This window comes from Sulfuritalea sp. (genome assembly GCF_017302275.1).
Classification (GTDB): Bacteria; Pseudomonadota; Gammaproteobacteria; order Burkholderiales; family Rhodocyclaceae; genus Sulfuritalea.
Map to the genome: position 1 here is coordinate 86,236 of NZ_JAFLDR010000005.1, position 18,722 is coordinate 104,957.

Below are 18,722 nucleotides of genomic sequence, written 5' to 3' on the forward strand. Positions count from 1 at the left end.
ATTCCATGTTGAGGCCGGAAATCGTCTGGTTTGCAGCCGTGTTCGCATTTTCGCTTTTGGCGCTGGGCGTCAGCCTGCGTCGTGGATGGGCCTGGTACCTTGCCGTCGATGTGCCGAACGACAGATCTCTGCATTCGCTGCCGGTTCCCCGGGTGGGGGGCGTGTTGATGATGCCGTGGGTATTGCTGGGGGCACTCGGGCTGACCGGCAATGCGATGCTGGTTGGCCTTGCCGGAATGCTGGTGATCATCTCGTTTGCCGATGACCGGTTCGGGTTGCCTGTTGCGCTGAGATTCCTCGCACATCTCCTGCTGTCGGGGCTGGCAGCCGCAGAGGTCGGCGTGGTCGGCGTGCTCGGGTTGCTCCTGGCGACCTTGGCTATTGCGTGGATGACCAACCTCTTCAACTTCATGGATGGCTCCGATGGCCTTGCCGGGGGAATGGCAGCGTTCGGGTTCGGCGCCTACGCCATTGCCGCGTTTCAGGCCGGCGACCTTCCCACCGCGCAGTTCTCGATGTGTGTCGTGGGCGGCGCTCTGGCTTTCCTGGCCTTCAATTTCTCGCCTGCGAGGATATTTCTTGGGGATGCCGGTTCCATTTCCCTGGGATTTCTTGCCGCAGTCCTGGGTTTGGAAGGCTGGCAGATGGGTGCCTGGAACGCATGGTTTCCGTTTCTTGTTTTTTCCCCGTTCGTGGTCGATGCGAGCGTGACCCTGATCCGGCGGGCGTTGCGCCGCGAGCGCGTATGGCGGGCGCATCGAGAACACGGCTACCAGAAGCTGGTGCAATGCGGATGGTCACACCGGAAACTCGCTCTGGCGGAGTATGCGCTCATGCTGGCTTGCAGCGGATCGGCGCTGGCATTGTTGCGAGCGGAGCATGGGATTCAGGCTTTCACGCTGGTGGCATGGGCTGCCGGATATGGGGGCTTGATTGTCTGGGTCGACAGGAAATGGAAGTACGGCGCGATGTGTCGCGGAGGGCAGGCATGAATCGCGGCGCGATGATTTTCCTTCATGACTTGACGATGGTCGTGTTCGCCTGGCTAGGTGCTTTCTGGTTGCGGTTCAACCTGGACATTCCGGCCGACTTCAATCGGGCAATGTGGTCATCGCTCGGAGTGGTGGTCGTGGTGCAAGGTGTCGTCCTGTATGCCTTCGGCCTGTATCGGGGACTCTGGCGCTTTGCCAGTGTCTCGGACCTGAAGCGGATCCTGATCGCGTGCGGGGTTGCCGCACTAGCCTCACCGGCGGCGCTGGTGATGGCACAGCAACTGAACCAGGTGCCGCGTTCGGTCTTCATTCTTGAACCGCTGCTGCTGGTGCTGTTGATGGGTGGCGTGCGCTTTACCTACCGCGCCTGGAAGGACGGACATTTCTTCCTGCGTCGCACTGGCGTGGGAACACCGGTCCTGATAGTCGGCGCTGGCGATACGGCGATGCGCCTGATCAAGGAACTTGAAACGAGCCGGATCTGGCGCGTCGTCGGTCTGGTCGATGCGGGTTCGGCCCTGACCGGCCGCCACTTGGGCGACGTGCCTATCCTCGGCGGCATCGCGTCCATCGCGGAGCACGCGCAGCGCGCCGAAGCGCTGCACGCCATCATTGCCATGCCTTCGGCATCCGCCGCCGAGCGGCGCCATGCGACCGAACTGGCCGCAATGGCGGGATTGGCGGTTCTGACCGTGCCCTCGCTCGATGATCTGCTCACCGGCCGTGTCGCGATCTCCGCGATTCGCAAGGTCGAGCTCGAAGATCTGCTCGGTCGCGACCGCATCGAACTCGACGAAGCCGGCCTGCATCGGCTGCTGGAGGACAAGACCGTGCTGGTGACCGGCGCCGGCGGTTCCATCGGTTCCGAGCTGTGCCGGCAGATCGACCGCTTCCGGCCGCGCCTGCTGGTTTTTGTCGAACAGTCGGAGTTTGCGCTCTACAGCATCGAACAGGAATTCACCGGACAGCCGGTGGCCTGCGTGGTGGGCGACGTGAAGGACGTGGCGCGCATGGATGCGGTGTTTGCGGAGTACCGGCCGGATGTGGTGTTCCACGCCGCGGCCTACAAGCACGTGCCGCTGATGGAATGCGCCAATGCCTGGGAAGCGGTGAAGAACAATGTGCAGGGCACCCTCAATGTCGCGCGTGCCGCGCTGGCCAGCGGCGTCGGGGAGTTCGTGCTGATTTCCACCGACAAGGCGGTCAACCCGACGAATGTCATGGGTGCCAGCAAGCGCCTCGCCGAAATGGTGTGCCAGGCGGTGCAGGCGCAACGCTCGGCGACCCGCTTCGTCATGGTCCGCTTCGGCAATGTGCTGGGCTCGTCGGGCAGCGTGATTCCGCGCTTTCGGGAACAGATCGCCCGCGGTGGTCCGGTGACCGTGACCCATCCGGAGATCATTCGCTACTTCATGCTGATTCCGGAGGCGGCGCAACTGGTGCTGCAGGCGGGCCTGATGGCGGCCAGCGAAGCCGAAGGCGGACGCGTCTTCGTGCTCGACATGGGCGAACCGGTGCGCATCGTCGACCTGGCGCGCGACATGATCCGTCTTTCCGGATTCAGCGAGGACGACATCAAGGTCGAATTCACCGGCTTGCGTCCCGGCGAGAAGCTCTACGAGGAACTGCTCGCCGACGGCGAGGCGACCCTGCCCACGCCGCATCCCAAACTGCGCATCGCCAAGCCCTCGGCGCTGCCCGATGACAAATGGCTCGCCGAGCTCGAAGCCTGGCTGGCGGCGTCGTGGCGCGCCGAGGACGAGGTGAAGGCCGGGCTCAGGCGCTGGGTGCAGGAATATCGGCCCGCAACGCATTGAAGGCGGCCACGGCTTCCGCCACCGTGATGTCGCCTACTTCCAGCGAAGGTTTCTGCAGCACCCGATAGGGCACGCCCCACGGGCGCCAGCGTGCCGCACCCGAGTTGCCGAACAGGCAGACGATGGGCAGGCCGAGGCCGGCGGCGAGGTGCATGGCGCCGCCATCGGCGCAGATCAGGGCATCGCATTCGGCCAGCGCGGCGATCAGTTCGGGCAGGGTTTGCGTCGGGCGTGCATCCACCTTGGCGCCGGCGACCAAAGGAAGTCCCTGTGGGGCGCCGACTAATCCAAGTACCTCCCGTGCCTTGGCGTCATCCCCTGGGTGCAGCGGGTTGTCCTTGTCGCCGGGCGACCACAACAGCATGAAACGTGGCGAGCCCGGAGCGGCGAGCATGTTGATCAATTCCGCGAAGCGTTCGGCCGGCCAGCGCTGCGAAGGCTTGCGCGCGCTGATGTGGATGCCTATGGTCGGGCAGCCGGCGGCGCCGGGGCGAAAAGTCGGCGCCCCACAGGGACTTCCTTCGGTCGCCGGCGCTACGGCGTTTGCCGCGATGACGCGACAGGCCGGCGGTCCGCCTTCGATGCCATACACGGCTGCGACACGAAACACGTCCTCGACTTCATGACGGCCGGCATCGTCGAGTGGCAGTGCGAGATCCAGCCCGTCGACCGCGCCGAAGCCGATGACGCGTTGCGGCGCGAGCCAGCGCGCGAGCCGGACCACCCGTGGTTGCGGCGTCGTGGTGGCGATGATGATGTCGTCGATTCGCATCGCGCGCAGCCCTCGCATCATTTGCAGTCGCCGCCACAGGATGCCCGGCAGCGAATCGCCGCCGGCCCGGTGCTTTGCCTTGGTATAGACGAAGACTTCGTCGAGGTCCGGGTTGCCGTCCAGCACCGGCGCGTTGTAACTGTTGACCAGGGCGCCGAGCCATGCGTCGGGGAAGCGCTGGCGCAGGGCGGCGATCAGCGGCGTGGTGCATACCAGGTCGCCGATATTGTCGCGGCGAATGACGAGGATTTTTCGGGGGGGGGCTAGGCTCAAGGTAAACTCGCCGGCTATGGCTACATATGCAATCGGCGATGTGCAGGGATGTTACGACCCGCTCGGGCGCCTGCTCGACTATATCAGCTTCGATCCGGCCGCCGACCGCATCTGGCTGGTCGGCGACCTGGTCAATCGCGGGCCACAGTCCCTGCAGGTGCTGCGCTTGGTCAAGTCGCTGGGCGCTGCGGCGACGGTGGTGCTGGGCAACCACGACCTGCACCTGGTGATGCAGTCCGAGGGCTATGGCAAGGCCAGCGCCGAGGATACTTTTCGCGACGTGCTGGCCGCTCCGGATCGTGCCGAACTGCTCGCCTGGCTGCGGGCGCAGCCGCTATTCCATGTCGAAGGCGACTGGGCGATGGTGCATGCCGGCCTGTTGCCGGGGTGGTCGGTGGCGCAGGCGCAGGCGCTTTCCGACGAGGCGTCGGCGGCGCTGCAAGCTGACGACTATCGTGATTTCCTGGCCCATATGTGGGGTTCGGAGCCGCCTGCCTGGCGCGACGACCTTGCCGGCTGGGATCGCTTGCGCGTGGTGGTGAACGCGATGACGCGCATGCGTTACGTTACCGTAGCCGGCGCCATGGAGTTCCGCGCGACGGGCGCCAAGGCCCCCCCGGACAAGGGGCCGGTCGGGTGCGTGCCCTGGTTTGCCGCTCCGGGCCGAGCCAGCCGCGATCATCGCGTCATTTGCGGCCACTGGTCGGCGCTGGGTTATCGCGACGAGGACAATGTTCTGGCGCTCGACACCGGATGCCTCTGGGGCGGTTGCCTCACGGCGGTGCGGCTGGAGGATCGCCGCGTGTTTCGCCAGCCCTGCCCGCAACAGGCCAAGCCTTCGGGCTGGGACTGATTCCGTCGCCCGGCGTGGCCGCGCCGTCAGTGCGAAACGCGCGTGACGCCGCTGCCGGACAGGACCCGCACCTTTTCACCGGCGCGGAACTGTTCGTCGGCTTCCTGTGTCACGGCGATGATCTTTCCGCTATCGAGTCTTATGGTGATTTCGAGGCCGTCTTTCCTGCTGGCCTTTTCCTCGATGACCTGGCCGGCGACGCCGCCGGCCACCGCGCCGAGTACCGAACCGACGGTGGAGCCCTTGCCATGTCCTAGGTTGCTGCCGGCGACGCCGCCGACGATGGCGCCCGCACCGGCACCGACGCCCGACTGTGTGCCTTCGATGGTCACGGTGCGCACCGATTCGACGATGCCCATGCGCACCTGCATTTCGCCGCGCGTTTGCGAACGCGAGTAGGCCGAGCCCGACTGGCTACCGGCGCAAGCGGCGAGAAACACCGTGCCCGAGATCATCGACGCGACAACGAGTATTCGTTTCCGATTCATCTGCATCTCCATGTCATGGCAGCTGCCCGTGGCGCCTACCAGAGGTCTTCGCCAAAGGCCGCGCGATACCGCGCCGCAATCTCGGCGGCGGTCAGCTTGTGGTTCTGGCCGCCGCGATGGGCGATCTTGATCGATCCCATCAGGGACGCCAGCCGTCCGGTCTTTTCCCAAGCCCAGCCCTTGCCGATGCCGTGCAGCAAGCCGGCGCGATACGCATCGCCGCAACCGGTCGGATCCACCAGCGACTGCGGTGGCGCCGTCGGAATCTCGATGCGGCGACCCTCGGCGTAGATGTGCGATCCGCTGCCGCCCAGCGTAACTATCAGCGCTTTTACCTCGCCGGCCAGTTGCTCCAGCGAGCGCCCGGTGCGTTCGGTCAATAGCTTGGCTTCGTAGTCATTGACCGTGCAGTAGTCGGCGAGTTTCAGGAAGTCCATGAGTTCGTCGCCATTGAACATCGGCAGGCCCTGGCCCGGATCGAAGACGAAGGGAACGCCGGCGTCCCTGAATTCGCGCGCATGCTGCAGCATGCCGTCGCGGCCGTCGGGCGATACGATGCCGAGTCCGACACCACGGGCGTCCGTTACCTTGTTTTGGTGTGACTGCGTCATCGCCCCCGGGTGGAAGGCGGTGATCTGGTTGTCGTCGAGGTCGGTGGTGATGAAGGCCTGGGCGGTGAAGCTGCCCGGCACGTCCCTGACGTGGGTGGCATCGAGGCCGAGCTGCTTGAGGCGATGCATGTAAGGCGCACTATCGTCGCCGACCGTCGCCATGATCAGCGGCTCATCGCCGAGCAGGCGCAGCGAGTAGGCGATGTTGCCGGCACAGCCGCCGAACTCGCGCCGCATGTCGGGCACCAGGAAGGCGACGTTGAGGATGTGGATCTGCTCGGGCAGGATGTGGTTCTTGAAGCGATCGCCGAAGACCATGATGGTGTCGTAGGCCATCGAACCGCAGATAAGTGTTTTCATTCGGGCTTTCGGGGGTCAGGGATAAAAGAGGTAGAGCCGGTAGCCGCTGGCGGCCATTTCGCCGGTATCCACGCGTACGTTGACGGCGATGTCCGCGTTGGGTGGCATGCCATCGACGGTGGAAGAACGCGGTGGCAGGTAATTGGCCGGAGCAAGCACCTTGCGCGCCACGGGCTTGTCGGCCGTGTCGGTCAACGTCAGTTCGAGATGGGGGAACTCCTGGGCGAAAGGCGCGCGATTCTTCAGGGTCGCAGTCAGGGTGAGGAGGCCCTTGGTTTCGGTGTCGGGATGCAGGTCTGAGGCTTCGATTCCGACCAGCCCGACCTTGGCCGGCAGGCCGACTTCGCAAGCGGCCAGATCGCACAGGGAAACCAGTGCCGGCCTTGCCTCCGGCCACACTACGGCGAGTTCGGTTCGAAACGCGAGTGCGGCCTGCAGTCCGAGCAGCAGCGTGGCGAACAGGCTGCCGGCTATCCACGGCCAGCGTCGTGGCGGCGGTTCGGAAACGATATCTTCCCGCTCCTGCCCCTCGGGCTCGGTTGCGGCCTCACCGGCATCGACGGTTTCGGCTTCGGGTGGATCTGGCGGCGCCATGTCCGCTTCGACAGGTGCGATTGCTTCAGGTAATTCGCGGGCCACGGGGGCGACCAAGCCGTGTGAAGTGTCGGCCGCGGCGCCTGTTTCGGTGAACGCATCGGCACCACCGGGCAGCTGATCGGCTTGTAGCGGCTCGAAGCCGGAAACGCCTTGCTCGGCGTCGGGTGCCGGCGCGAGGTCATCCACAAAAGTCGGCGTTGGCGAGACGGCAAGCTCCGGCCCGGAATTGGCGGCCGCCGCGCCGCGCGCCGCCAAAGGAGGGGCGGGGTGCACCAGCAGCGGCTCCTCGATCAGGCTGTCGAGCGCATTGAAGGCATGCTGGCAGGCACCGCAACGCACGCGGCCGAAGCGCGCCTTGATCTGTTCGGCGGTGACGCGAAAGCGCGTGTCGCAGGCCGGGCAGCGCGTCAGCACCGCGTACCCTCCAGCCTCACCCATCCCTCGCGTTCGGCGCCGACGCGCAACGCGACCAGCGGCGCATAGGCGGCAATCACCTGGTCGGCCTGGAGCGCCAGCACGCCCGCCAGCGCGATACGGCCGCCGGGCGCGATTCGTCCGGCGAGCAGCGGCGCCAGCACGCAGAGGGGGTTGGTAAGAATATTGGCGACCACGATGTCGAACTGTTCGTCGAGTTTTTCCCGGGAATGGCGCAAGGCAAGCGTCACCCTGTTGTTGGCGGCATTGTCGCGCGCCGCGATCAGCGCATTGTCGTCGATATCGACGCCCAGCACCGAGGCCGCGCCTAGCCTCGCCGCCGCGATGCCGAGGATGCCGGAACCGCAGCCGTAATCAAGCACTGTCTCCCCGCCGCATAGCGTGTCGCAAAGCCATTGCAGACAGAGGAAGGTGGTCGGGTGCGAGCCGGTGCCGAAGGCCAGGCCTGGATCGAGTACCAGGTTGATCGCGGAGGTGTCGGGCGCGGCGTGCCACGACGGTACGATCCACAGGCGCTCATTGACCCGGATGGGATCGAACTGGGCCTGGGTCAGTCGCACCCAGTCCTGTTCCGCTACCTCGTCGAGCTCGATTTCGGGCAGGTTGTCGATGCCCGCCGCCACCGTCGCTGCGGCGATGCGCCCGATCAGGTCTTCGCTCGGATCGAACAAGGCCACCACCCTGCTTTCGCTCCAGAGCGGGGTGGCCGGCCCGCCGCCGGACGCATCGGGTTCGCCGAATTGAGGCGTCTCCAGATCGGTACCGGCCCGCGCATCCTCGACGCTCACGGAAATGGCACCGGCCGCCATCAGGGCATCCGAGAGCGTGTCCGCATGCGCGGCGTCGGTCTCCAGGGTGACGCTGACCCACATGGAACTACTTCCCCTTGCTGGCGTCGTTGCGCGCGGCGAGCTTTTCTTCGAGGTAGTGGATGCTGGTGCCACCCTTGATGAATCGCTGGTCCAGCATCAGATCCTGGTGTAGCGGGATGTTGGTCTTGATGCCGTCCACCATCATCTCGGAAAGGGCGATCCGCATCCGCTTGATGGCCTGCTCGCGCGTGTCGCCGTAAGCGATCACTTTCCCTATCATCGAGTCGTAGTGAGGCGGAACCGTGTAGCCGGAATAGGCGTGAGAGTCCACCCGGATGCCCGGGCCGCCGGGCGGATGCCAGTTGATGATCTTGCCCGGCGATGGCGTGAACTTGAACGGGTCCTCGGCATTGATGCGGCATTCGACGGCGTGGCCGCGGATTTCGATATCGCGTTGCTTGAACCAGAGCTTCTCGCCGGCGGCGATCCGGATCTGCGCCTGGACGATGTCGATCCCCGTGATCAGCTCCGTCACCGGATGCTCGACCTGGACCCGCGTGTTCATCTCGATGAAATAGAACTCGCCGTTTTCGTAGAGGAACTCGAAGGTTCCCGCGCCGCGGTAATTGATGCGGCGGCAGGCTTCGGCGCAGCGGTCGCCGACACGGGCGATGACGCGGCGGTTGATGTCGGGCGCAGGTGCCTCCTCGATCACCTTCTGGTGCCGGCGCTGCATCGAGCAGTCGCGTTCGCCCAGGTAGACGGAGTTGCGGTAGGCGTCGGAGAGCACCTGGATTTCCACATGGCGCGGATTTTCGAGGAACTTCTCCATGTAGACGGTGGGATTGTTGAAGGCGGCGCCGGCCTCGGCGCGGGTCATATTGACCGCGTTGAGCAGGGCGGCCTCGGTATGCACCACGCGCATGCCGCGCCCGCCGCCGCCGCCGGCGGCCTTGATGATCACCGGGTAGCCAACCGCGCGGCCGATCTTGACGATTTCCTTCGGGTCGTCGGGTAGTGCGCCCTCGGACCCGGGCACGCAGGGCACCCCGGCCTCCTTCATGGCATTCTTTGCGCTGACCTTGTCGCCCATCAGGCGGATGGTTTCCGGGCGCGGACCGATGAAGGCAAAGCCGGATTTCTCGACCCGTTCGCCGAAATCGGCGTTCTCCGACAGAAAGCCGTAGCCGGGGTGTATCGCCTCGGCATCGGTGACCTCGGCGGCGGAAATGATGGCAGGAATGTTGAGGTAGCTCTGGCCCGACGGAGCCGGCCCGATGCACACCGATTCGTCGGCGAGCTTGACGTATTTGGCCTCGGTGTCGGCTTCGGAATGCACGGCGACCGTGCGCACGCCGAGTTCGCGGCAGGCACGCAGGATGCGCAGGGCGATCTCTCCCCGGTTGGCTATTAGAACCTTGCCGAACATGCTTAGCCGATCACAAACATGGGCTGTCCGTACTCCACCGCCTGGCCATTTTCGACCTGGATCGCCTTGATGACGCCGGAAATGTCGGCTTCGATTTCGTTCATCAATTTCATCGCCTCGATCACGCACAGGGTGTCGCCGGCCTTGACGGTCTGGCCGACCTCCACGAAGGGTGACGCGTCCGGGCTGCTGGCACGATAGAAGGTGCCCACCATGGGAGCTTTCATGACGTGTCCTTCGGACGGTGCAGGAATCGGCTCGGCGGCAAGGGTCGGCGCTGGCGCGACGGCAGCGTGGGCGGCAACGGGTGTCGGCATGCTGACCATGGCGGACGCCGGGGCGGCGGTGAGGTGCTTGGCGATGCGGATTCGTTCTTCACCTTCGGTGATCTCGAGCTCCGAAATGCCGGAGTTCTGCACGAGATCGATCAGGGTCTTGAGTTTTCTCAGGTCCATGGGGACTCCTCAAACAGGGATTGGCGGCCGTGGCCGCCGATTAAGATGAATCAGGACGCGGCGCGCAGGCGGCTCAACGCGGCTTCCAGCGCCAGTTCGTAACCTTGGGCGTCGAGGCCCGCGATCACGCCGACGGCGATATCGGAAAAATACGAATGCTGGCGGAAAGGCTCCCGCGCATGCACGTTCGAGAGGTGTACCTCGATGAAGGGAATCGCGACCGCCGCCAGCGCATCGCGCAGGGCTACGCTGGTATGGGTATAGCCGGCCGGGTTGATGATGATGAAACGGATGCCTTGTTCGCGGGCCGACTGGACCCGGTCGATCAGTTCGCCTTCATGGTTGCTCTGGAAACTTTCGAGGCGGACGCCGAAGGCGCGGGCGCGCGCTTCCATCGCCTTATGGATGCTGGCCAGCGTAGTATGTCCATAGATGTCGGGTTCCCGGCTGCCCAACAGGTTGAGGTTGGGCCCGTGCAAGACCAGAACAGCGTCATCGGAGCCGGCGGTGGTGCCTGCTTTACTGTTATTTCGCTTCGTCATGACCGCAAGTTTGCCGCAAATGCCTGCAGTTTGTCCACTATCGAGCTACGAGTTCCGCCAACTTCGGCTCCAGGTCGGCTTCACTCCAGCGCCCCAACTTGGTCATCACGAGCCCGCCCCGGCGGTCAAACACCGCCGTAAATGGCAGGCCCTGCCTGGTATTGCCGAGTGCCGCACTGCTGGTCATGACCGCCATGTTGCCGATCAGCAAAGGGTAGCTAACCAGGGTTGATTTCTGAAAATCCACGATTTTGTCGGCATCATCCGTACTGATTCCTACAAATTGAACGCCGTTGGCGCGATATTTCTCCTGTAAGCGGGAAAATCCAGGCATCTCCTCGCGGCAGGGCTGGCACCAGGTGGCCCAGTAGTTGATCACCAGAATCTTCCCCTGCCATTGTCGAAGGTTCTGCATTTGTCCATTTGTGTCGGTCAGCGAAAGCTCAGAAAGCGCCGCCACGGAGACCGCCGGAACGGGGGAGGTCGGCTCGGTCACTTTGAGTGGCACGAGGGCACGATAGGTCATGAACGCAACAATCAGAGCGAACCCGATCACCGCCGGCCAGAATGCCCGGTGTTTCACTTCGCTGCCTCCCGCAACAGATCTGCGACTGCCGATGCCCGCGCCCGGAGCCGTCCGCGTCCGCCTTGCTGCCTTTCGTCCAGGGGTGGGAAAACGGATATGAGTATCGGTAGCTCGTTCCACTCCAAACGTAGCTGGGCATCAATGCCAATCCGTTTGTTAGGCATCGTATCGTAGGAGATGCCATGAGATAGGAGGGCGATCTCGACATCTTTGCTGCTATCCGCGAACAGGTCGATCTCCACGGCGGAGTAGCGACCGGCCGTGCCGTCGAGCGCACTCCCGGTCAGGTAGGGATTGAAGTCGGCGAGCAACTCCATCACCTCCAAGGCAGTGCTGCGCAGGTCGTACAATCGCTCGCGCTGCTCGTCTTCCTGAAACAGCGACTGCCAGGCGCGCAATTCCGTTTCCACTTCCTCGTTGGTCGGCAGCGCCTCGCTGTCTCCGGCTCCCAAGCTGCGCGCCGCCTTGCGCTTGGCCGAGCCATAGTCGCCGATCCCCTCTTCCGCCATTAGGCGCGCGGCGGCGGCGGCAATGGAGCGGCGCAGGGTAATGGACGGGGATGGGGCAGGCTTGCGGCGTGGCATGGCGGGATCGGCAAAAGCGGCTGGCGGGTTGTGTCGGCCGCCTGCGGGGCTGCGGACGGCATCCCCTGCGGGATAGAATTCGCCTCATTATTCCATTGATTCCGGCAAATCGCGCGCGACATGCACATTCATATCCTCGGTATCTGCGGCACGTTCATGGGCGGCATCGCACTGCTGGCCCGCGCCGCAGGCCATCGCGTCACGGGTTGCGACGCCAACGTCTATCCGCCGATGAGCACGCAACTGGGTGAGCACGAGATCGACCTGGTGGCCGGCTACGATGCAGGGCAACTGGCGCTGGAGCCGGACCTTTTCGTCGTCGGCAATGCGATATCACGCGGCAATCTGCTGCTCGAAGCCATCCTCGAGCACAACCTGGCATATGTCTCAGGGCCCCAGTGGCTGGCCCAGAACATCCTGCGCGGACGCTGGGTGCTTGGCGTTGCGGGGACGCACGGCAAGACTACGACGACGGCGTTGCTGACCTGGATACTGGAAGAGGCCGAACTCAATCCATCCTTCCTGGTCGGTGGGGTACCGCAGGGGTTCGGCGTATCCGCACGATTGACCGATTCGCCCTTCTTCGTCATCGAAGCCGACGAGTACGATACGGCTTTTTGCGACAAGCGTTCAAAGTTCATCCATTACCAGCCGAGGACAGTGGTCCTCAACAACCTTGAGTTCGATCACGCTGACATCTTCGCCGATCTTGGTGCCATTGAAACGCAATTTCATCATCTCGTGCGCACCTTGCCGGGAAATGGCCGGATCGTCGCGAATGCCGGGGAGGAGTCCCTGAGGCGTGTCCTGTCGCGCGGTTGCTGGACTCCGGTTGACTGGTTCAACGGCGATGAGGGCTGGCAGGCGGGAGAGCCGAATGCCGACAGGGGCTTTGCCCTGAGCCTTGCCGGACAGGTGCAAGGCCGGCTCGGGCGGTTTGAACTGGCCGGCGCACACAACCGCGCCAATGCCGTGGCGGCGGTGGTTGCCGCGCGCCACGCTGGGGTGCCGGTGGCGGTGGCGCTCAAGGCGCTGGAGAGCTTCAGCGGCATAAAACGGAGACTGGAAGTGCGTGGCACCGTGCGCGGCGTCACCGTGATCGATGATTTCGCCCACCATCCGACGGCGATCCGCGTCACGCTTGAAGGTCTGCGCCAGCGTGTCGGTCGCGCACGGATCCTGGCCGTGCTGGAGCCGCGTTCGAACACCATGAAGCTGGGTTCGATGAAGGCACAATTGCCCGAAAGCCTCGCAGAGGCCGACGCGACCTATTGCTTTGCCAGCAATCTGGGCTGGGATGCGACGGCGGCGTTGGCCCCGCTTGGTGGACGGGCTCAGGTGTTCGATGATCTGTCCGGGCTGGTTGCTGCCGTGGTCGCCGAGGCCCGCGAGGGCGATCAGGTACTGGTGATGAGCAACGGTGGGTTCGGCGGGGTACACGACAGATTGCTCGCCGGCTTGGCGAACTGAATTGGCTCGACGGCGGAAGTTCAGTATCGCCAAAGCAAAAAAGGCCTGCGATTCGCCGCAGGCCTTTTCCGTTGATGGGTCGTGCTTACCGGCCGAGCGTCGAGATGTACTCGGCAACGGCCAGAATGTCCTTTTCATCCATGCGACCGGCGATGTCGCGCATGACCCGGCCCGGGTCGGTGGCGCGCTTGCCCGACTTGTAGGCCTTCAGCTGGTCGCCGAGGTAGCCGGCATGCTGGCCGCCGATGGCCGGAGCCAGCACGGCAGGAACCCTGGACATGGTCTTCGCCCAGTCGCGGTTGCCGATGCCGTTCAGGCCGTGGCAGCCGACGCACGCGGCGATAACATCGGGACGCCCCTTGCCCTTGAAGAAAATCTTCTCGCCCTGGGCCAGCAGTTCGGCGCTCTGTGCCTTGTTGGGCTGCACCTTTTGGCTGGAGAACCATGCTGCGATATCGGCAATATCGACTTCCGCCACGGCCTGCGCCTGCGGGCTCATCACCTCGTTGCTGCGCCGGCCGGCCTTGAAATCGTGTAGCGACTTGGTGATGTACTCCGGGACCTGACCGGCGAGCTTGGGTGCTTTCAGCGCGGCGAAGATTTCCGGCGGGCTGTTGCCATCGGCTCCATGACAGGCCCCGCAAGCCCCAGCTTTTTGCTGGCCGGCGGCCGCGTTGCCGCCAGGCTTTGCCGCGGCTACGGAGACGCTAGCCAGAGTCGCGCAGACAAGCGCGGCAAGCACGTGCGTGATAGTCATTTTTCTTGATTCCCCTTGAATCGGGTTGCGAAAATGCCCGAACCTTGAAATAATCCGGCGCTGTTGATTTAGGTCAATTATGTTTTAACATTTCTAAACTGGCAACTATCCCGAAGATATTTCTGCGGCTGCCGGCATCGGAATACAAGGGGGAACAATGGCGCACGAAGCCCATCACGGGGATGCACACGCTCACGCCCACTGGGATACCAGTGTCTGGCCATTCGTCATCAGCTTCGGAATTCTGTTCCTGGCGCTAGCGTTTTCCCTGCACTTCGTCTACCACGCCAGCTTTGCCGCGATCCTGACCCTGGGCCTGGCGTTTCCGCTGATCATCGCGGGAGTCGCGGGCTGGACCAGCGAGGCGATGGGCAAGGGCGAAGGCCTGTCCTACGGTGCGATGGGCTGGTTCATCCTGGCCGAAGCGATGATTTTCATTTCTTTCTTCGTCGCCTACTGGTACACCAAGTTGCACGTCGAGGTCTGGCCGCCGGCAGGAAACGTGACCCTGCCCAAGGTATTGCCGCTGGTGATGACCTTTGTTCTGGTGTCGTCTTCGCTGACGATCCACTACGCCGAGCACCTTTTGCATGTGGGCAACAAAGGCGGGTTTCGCATCTGGTACCTGCTGACCATGATCCTTGGCGCCACCTTCCTCGGCATGTCGATCTACGAGTGGTCGCATCTGATCGGTGCCGGCTTCACCATCAGCACCAATGCCTTCAGCACCATATTCTTCTCGGTCACCGGTCTGCATGGATCGCACGTCGTGGTCGGCCTGGCGATTTTCATGGCGGGTCTGCCCTCGGTTATGCGCGGTGACGACATCGACGAGGGGTTCATGCGCACCGCCGGCCTTTACTGGCATTTTGTTGACATCATTTGGTTCTTCGTCGTATCACAAATCTATTACTGGTAGTTGCGGCAGCGGCTGTCTGGAGCGCCAGCGGCGGCGCCTTGGCGGTCAGCGAGCCGACGCGGAACAGCGCGCCGGATGCGTCGATCATGCAAATCGACGAACCGCGCTTTCTGGGGAATCGGCTGCAGAGGGAAACATGGTTGACCGACACGGAGGGGCGGCACTTCCGGGTTGCGGACATGATGGGCAAGCCGCTGATCCTGCTGTTGTCGTATTACGGTTGCGACGGTACCTGTCCGACCATGAACGCGGAACTGGCCAAGGTGTTGGAGAAGGTCGAGCGTTTCAAGCTTGGCAAGGATTTCCGGGTGCTGACGGTATCCTTCGACAAGCGCGACACGGTGGCGACGGCGCAGGACTTCATGGTCAAGTCGGCGGGTGTGCCGGCGGCGATGAAGGACGGATGGCGGCACGCGGTGCTGCAGTCCGGATCTGACGCCGGTGGCGTCGAGAAGTTTGCCGGGGAGGTGGGGTTTCGCTTCTTCTGGTCGGATGCGGCAAAGGCGTTTCTGCATCCGAACGTGCTTGTGTTTCTGACGCCCGAGGGACGCGTTGCCCGCTATATCTACGGCACGCGGATGGATGCAAGAACGATTGAACTGGCGATCACCGACGCCGATTGGGAGCGCATTTCCAATTCGACGGCGGTGTTCGACATATTTACCGGTGCCTGCTTCAGCTACAACTATGCCGAGGGCAGGTATCAATGGAATTACTCGCTGCTGGCCGGCATTGGTTCGCTGCTCCTCGGTCTGGTGTCGATCGGATCCGGGGCATTGATCTACCGTCGGCGCATGTCTCGCAGGCAGGGAAATGGAATCGAAGGAAAGAAAGGGGAAGCAAGGAATGCATAAACAACTGGTAGCCATCCTCCGACGCACATCGGTCGCGGCCTTCGGGTTTGCCCTTGCTGCCTCCTCATGGGCGGCCGGGCCGGCACAATCCGCCGCGTCGAAGATCAACGACCCGGCACGCGGTTGGGACAGCCTTTGGCACGAGGTGATCGTCGATATCACGATCATCGGCATCCTGTTCGCCGTGGTTACCGCCTGGTTCATGTTTTCCTCGCGGCGCACGGCCGACAACCAGGTGGGTGCTTCACCGAAGCTGTCGCCGGCATCCGCCGTCGGTTGGACCGTCCTCCCCATATTTATTTTTCTTTCGATCGACCTCTATACCGCGGCCAACGGCTGGGTGCTGTGGAACCACTACCGCGACGTTCCCGCCGACCGCCTCGAGGTCAAGCTCGAATCGGGAATGTACAGCTGGGATTACACCTATCCCAACGGGGTCCGTACCCAGAACGAACTGATCGTTCCCGCCGGCAAGCCGGTGATGTTGCGCATGACCAGCCGCGATACGCTGCACAGCCATTACATTCCCGATTTCCGCGTCAAGGAGGATTCGATGCCGGGTCGGGTCACCTACCTGTGGTTCCATCCGACCAAGCCGGGCGAGCACCTTGTGACCTGTGCCGAATACTGCGGAGTGATGCACAGCTACATGGCCGGTCGCGTCATCGTCAAGTCGACCGACGAATACGCCGCATGGATGAAGCAGGAGGAAACCATGCTTGCCGCCGCTGCGACGACGGAAGCACCGGCTGTACCGGCTAAGGCTGGCGCGCCGGCCGCCAAGCCCAAGAAGACCTGAGGGAGAAGTAGAAGATGAATCTCAAGGAATGGATCTTTACCACCGACCACAAGCGGGTCGGCATCCTCTATCTGATCGGGTCGCTGGCGGCCTTCGCCGTCGCCGGCATCATGGCCCTGCTGATGCGTGCGGAGCTGTCCACCATCGGCCCGACCATCACCGCCAATCCGACCAACTACAACGTCTGGCTGTATACCCACGGCGCGGTGATGATCCTCGGCTTCCAGATCCCGGCGCTGACCGGCTTCTTCGCCAACTTCTGCATCCCGCTGATGATCGGCGCCAAGGACGTCGCATTTCCTCGCGTCAACGCCCTGTCGGTCTGGCTGTTCTATGTCGGCGTGATCTTGGCGCTGCTGACCTTCTTCATTCCCGACCCCCCCGACATCATGTGGACCGGCTATCCGCCTTATTCAACGATAACCACCGGCAACACGGCGATGTATTCCTTCACCGTGCTGATCCTCGGCTTCGCCTCGATCATCGGCGGCGTCAACTTCCTCACCACCGTGGCCTACATGCGCGCCCCGGGGATCACCCTCAACAAGCTCAATATCTTCGTCTGGTGCACCTTGGGCGCCTTCGTACTCCAGCTCATCTTCGTACCGGTGCTGGGCACGGCGGTGTCGCTGATCAGCATGGACAAATACCTGGGCACCAACTTCTTCGATCCGGCCAAGGGCGGCGACGTGCTTACCTACCAGAACCTGTTCTGGTTCTATTCCCACCCGGCCGTCTATGTGATCTTCCTGCCCTTCATCGGCGTGGTCTTCGAGGTGCTGTCGTCCCACGCCAGGAGCGCCGTGTTCAACTACAAGATGGTGGTCTATGGCGGCATCGGCGGCATCGTCCTGCTGGCCGGCGAGGTATGGGTCCACCACCTTTACGTGTCCGGCATGGCCGACTGGCTGCGCATCGGCCAGATGGTGACGACGCTGATGATCTCGATCCCGGTCGGCCTGATGATGATCAGCCTGGTGGGAACCTTGTACAAGAGTTCCATCGCCTTTACCACGCCGATGTTGTATGCGCTCGGGGTCGTCTTCCTGTTCCTGATCGGCGGTTTGACCGGAATTCCGCTCGCCGTGCCTTCGCTGACCCTGGCCGTGTCCGACACCTATTACGTGGTCGGCCACTTCCACTACGTCATGGCGGTCGCCGGCACCTTCTCCATCTTCGCCGGGATCTACCACTGGTTCCCCAAGTTCTCTGGCCGCATGTACAACGAGTTCTGGGGCAAGGTCGGTTTCTGGCTGACCTTCATCGGCAGCAACGTGGTGTTCTGGACCATGATGGACATCGGCGTCGATGGCATGCCGCGCCGGTACTACGACTATGCACACTTCCCGCAGTTCGAGTCGGCACATCAGCTGATGACGGCGGGCGCCGTGGTGCTTGGCCTCGGTTTCGCGATTGCCGTGCTGAACTGGATCATCGGCGCCATGAAGGGCCCGCCGGCCGGCGACAATCCCTGGGGTTCGCCGTCGCTGGAGTGGACCACCGTCTCGCCGCCGCCGCATGGCAATTGGCCGACGCCGCCGTCGGTGGCGGAGGATTGGCATCCCTACGCCTACAAGAAGGGCTGACAAACGCAAGGCAACAAGGCGTTCCGGGGCGGGACGCCTTGCATTCCGGCAGGTCGATGAAGAGCGAAGCGGGAATCTGGTTGCTGGTCGCCGGCGCGGTGCTGACACTGGGCGGCGCCTATCTCGCCTGGAGCAGTTTTGCCGCCGGCCCGCTGCCGGCCGGGGAGGTGCCGACGGCAAGCGTTTTTCGGGAGCGCCAGCCTTTGCCTGCCTTTGAGCTGCGGGGGCCGCAAGGCGTGCTTACCGATGTCGACCTGCGCGGCGGCTGGACCTTTCTTTTTTTTGGCTATACGCAGTGTCCTGACGTCTGTCCAGCGGCCCTGGCTCTGATGAAGGAGGTCGGGGTGGCCCTGAAGGTCGACAAGGCCGTGCCGCCGGCGCCGACTTTCAGGGTGGTATTCGTTTCGGTCGATCCACGTCGCGATAGCGCGGAATTGCTGGGCCAGTACCTGGGGGCCTTCGATCCGGCGTTCATCGGTGTCAGCGGTGACGATGCCGCGCTCGCGCCGCTGGTCGCGGCACTGGGCATTTACTACCGACGTAATGATGCGACGGATGGCAAGAACTATACCGTCGACCATTCCGCCGCGATCCATCTGATTGATCCACAAGGGCGACTGGCCGCTGTTTTCTCGCCGCCGCAGGATGCCGCGAAAATTGTCGCGGACTTTCGCCGTATTGTGGCCAGCGGAAGCCCGCGAGGATAGGTCGCGTGCTAGACTTTTAAAATT

The 18,722-nt window shown here is 63.4% G+C and carries 20 protein-coding genes; 9 read left to right on the plus strand and 11 right to left on the minus strand.

Annotated elements, in window-relative coordinates; all coding sequences use genetic code 11:
- The first annotated feature begins 5 nt into the window (after nucleotides 1-5).
- Nucleotides 6-992 (plus strand): glycosyltransferase family 4 protein, encoded by a 987-nt coding sequence (locus tag J0M27_RS04145; RefSeq protein WP_294987752.1) that lies wholly within the window; start codon nucleotides 6-8, stop codon nucleotides 990-992.
- Complete coding sequence (locus J0M27_RS04150) at nucleotides 989-2,809, plus strand: nucleoside-diphosphate sugar epimerase/dehydratase (RefSeq protein ID WP_294987754.1); 1,821 nt, start codon at nucleotides 989-991, stop codon at nucleotides 2,807-2,809. The genes J0M27_RS04145 and J0M27_RS04150 overlap by 4 nt, the downstream gene beginning before the upstream one ends.
- Here the strand turns inward: J0M27_RS04150 and J0M27_RS04155 are convergent.
- Complete coding sequence (locus tag J0M27_RS04155; RefSeq protein WP_294987756.1) at nucleotides 2,769-3,854, minus strand: glycosyltransferase family 9 protein; 1,086 nt, start codon at nucleotides 3,852-3,854, stop codon at nucleotides 2,769-2,771. The genes J0M27_RS04150 and J0M27_RS04155 overlap by 41 nt on opposite strands.
- A 16-nt stretch (nucleotides 3,855-3,870) precedes the next feature.
- On the opposite strand from J0M27_RS04155, the gene J0M27_RS04160 reads away from it, so the two are divergent.
- On the plus strand, nucleotides 3,871-4,707 hold the full coding sequence (locus tag J0M27_RS04160) for a symmetrical bis(5'-nucleosyl)-tetraphosphatase (protein WP_294987758.1): 837 nt from the start codon (nucleotides 3,871-3,873) through the stop codon (nucleotides 4,705-4,707).
- A 26-nt stretch (nucleotides 4,708-4,733) separates the two neighbouring features.
- On the opposite strand, the gene J0M27_RS04165 is transcribed toward J0M27_RS04160, so the two are convergent.
- The 9 genes from J0M27_RS04165 to J0M27_RS04205 are packed head-to-tail and all read right to left on the minus strand — an operon-like array spanning nucleotide 4,734 to nucleotide 11,606.
- Nucleotides 4,734-5,195 (minus strand): glycine zipper 2TM domain-containing protein, encoded by a 462-nt coding sequence (locus J0M27_RS04165; protein WP_294987760.1) that lies wholly within the window; start codon nucleotides 5,193-5,195, stop codon nucleotides 4,734-4,736.
- A 35-nt stretch (nucleotides 5,196-5,230) separates the two neighbouring features.
- On the minus strand, nucleotides 5,231-6,166 hold the full coding sequence (locus J0M27_RS04170; protein ID WP_294987762.1) for a carbohydrate kinase family protein: 936 nt from the start codon (nucleotides 6,164-6,166) through the stop codon (nucleotides 5,231-5,233).
- A 15-nt stretch (nucleotides 6,167-6,181) separates the two neighbouring features.
- Entirely contained in the window at nucleotides 6,182-7,177 is a 996-nt protein-coding gene (locus J0M27_RS04175) for a DUF3426 domain-containing protein (protein WP_294987763.1), read from the minus strand.
- Nucleotides 7,171-8,070, minus strand: a complete 900-nt coding sequence (gene prmA / locus J0M27_RS04180; RefSeq protein ID WP_294987766.1) for a 50S ribosomal protein L11 methyltransferase — start codon at nucleotides 8,068-8,070, stop codon at nucleotides 7,171-7,173. Before prmA ends, J0M27_RS04175 begins: the two co-directional genes overlap by 7 nt.
- Before the next feature lie 4 nt (nucleotides 8,071-8,074).
- Entirely contained in the window at nucleotides 8,075-9,439 is a 1,365-nt protein-coding gene (gene accC, locus J0M27_RS04185; RefSeq protein ID WP_294987768.1) for an acetyl-CoA carboxylase biotin carboxylase subunit, read from the minus strand.
- A gap of 2 nt (nucleotides 9,440-9,441) precedes the next feature.
- Nucleotides 9,442-9,894 carry an acetyl-CoA carboxylase biotin carboxyl carrier protein gene (accB, locus tag J0M27_RS04190; protein ID WP_294987770.1) on the minus strand — a complete coding sequence of 151 codons (453 nt, stop codon included), beginning with the start codon at nucleotides 9,892-9,894 and terminating at the stop codon, nucleotides 9,442-9,444.
- A gap of 50 nt (nucleotides 9,895-9,944) precedes the next feature.
- Nucleotides 9,945-10,436, minus strand: coding sequence for a type II 3-dehydroquinate dehydratase (gene aroQ, locus J0M27_RS04195; RefSeq protein ID WP_294987772.1), 492 nt, complete (start codon nucleotides 10,434-10,436; stop codon nucleotides 9,945-9,947).
- A 37-nt stretch (nucleotides 10,437-10,473) separates the two neighbouring features.
- Nucleotides 10,474-11,019: a TlpA disulfide reductase family protein gene (locus J0M27_RS04200; protein ID WP_294987774.1), complete on the minus strand. Its 546-nt coding sequence runs from the start codon at nucleotides 11,017-11,019 to the stop codon at nucleotides 10,474-10,476.
- Nucleotides 11,016-11,606, minus strand: a complete 591-nt coding sequence (locus J0M27_RS04205; protein ID WP_294987776.1) for a nucleotidyltransferase — start codon at nucleotides 11,604-11,606, stop codon at nucleotides 11,016-11,018. The genes J0M27_RS04200 and J0M27_RS04205 overlap by 4 nt, the downstream gene beginning before the upstream one ends.
- A 120-nt stretch (nucleotides 11,607-11,726) precedes the next feature.
- Between J0M27_RS04205 and mpl the strand changes: the two genes are divergently transcribed.
- Complete coding sequence (gene mpl / locus J0M27_RS04210) at nucleotides 11,727-13,076, plus strand: UDP-N-acetylmuramate:L-alanyl-gamma-D-glutamyl-meso-diaminopimelate ligase (protein ID WP_294987778.1); 1,350 nt, start codon at nucleotides 11,727-11,729, stop codon at nucleotides 13,074-13,076.
- Between the two features lie 85 nt (nucleotides 13,077-13,161).
- Here the strand turns inward: mpl and J0M27_RS04215 are convergent, their stop codons facing one another.
- The gene (locus J0M27_RS04215; protein ID WP_294987780.1) at nucleotides 13,162-13,833 is read right to left on the minus strand and encodes a c-type cytochrome; all 672 of its coding nucleotides are present in this window, start codon (nucleotides 13,831-13,833) and stop codon (nucleotides 13,162-13,164) included.
- 157 nt (nucleotides 13,834-13,990) lie between these two features.
- Between J0M27_RS04215 and J0M27_RS04220 the strand changes: the two genes are divergently transcribed.
- The 5 genes from J0M27_RS04220 to J0M27_RS04240 all read left to right on the plus strand — a co-directional run bounded on the left by J0M27_RS04220 (nucleotide 13,991) and on the right by J0M27_RS04240 (nucleotide 18,698).
- On the plus strand, nucleotides 13,991-14,752 hold the full coding sequence (locus tag J0M27_RS04220) for a heme-copper oxidase subunit III (protein WP_294987782.1): 762 nt from the start codon (nucleotides 13,991-13,993) through the stop codon (nucleotides 14,750-14,752).
- 86 nt (nucleotides 14,753-14,838) lie between these two features.
- The gene (locus J0M27_RS04225; RefSeq protein ID WP_294987783.1) at nucleotides 14,839-15,606 is read left to right on the plus strand and encodes an SCO family protein; all 768 of its coding nucleotides are present in this window, start codon (nucleotides 14,839-14,841) and stop codon (nucleotides 15,604-15,606) included.
- Nucleotides 15,599-16,405: a cytochrome c oxidase subunit II gene (coxB, locus tag J0M27_RS04230; RefSeq protein ID WP_294987785.1), complete on the plus strand. Its 807-nt coding sequence runs from the start codon at nucleotides 15,599-15,601 to the stop codon at nucleotides 16,403-16,405. Before J0M27_RS04225 ends, coxB begins: the two co-directional genes overlap by 8 nt.
- 14 nt (nucleotides 16,406-16,419) lie before the next feature.
- Nucleotides 16,420-17,991 (plus strand): cbb3-type cytochrome c oxidase subunit I, encoded by a 1,572-nt coding sequence (locus J0M27_RS04235; RefSeq protein ID WP_294987787.1) that lies wholly within the window; start codon nucleotides 16,420-16,422, stop codon nucleotides 17,989-17,991.
- Nucleotides 17,992-18,047: 56 nt separating this feature from the next.
- Nucleotides 18,048-18,698 carry an SCO family protein gene (locus J0M27_RS04240; protein WP_294987789.1) on the plus strand — a complete coding sequence of 217 codons (651 nt, stop codon included), beginning with the start codon at nucleotides 18,048-18,050 and terminating at the stop codon, nucleotides 18,696-18,698.
- Nucleotides 18,699-18,722 lie beyond the last annotated feature (24 nt).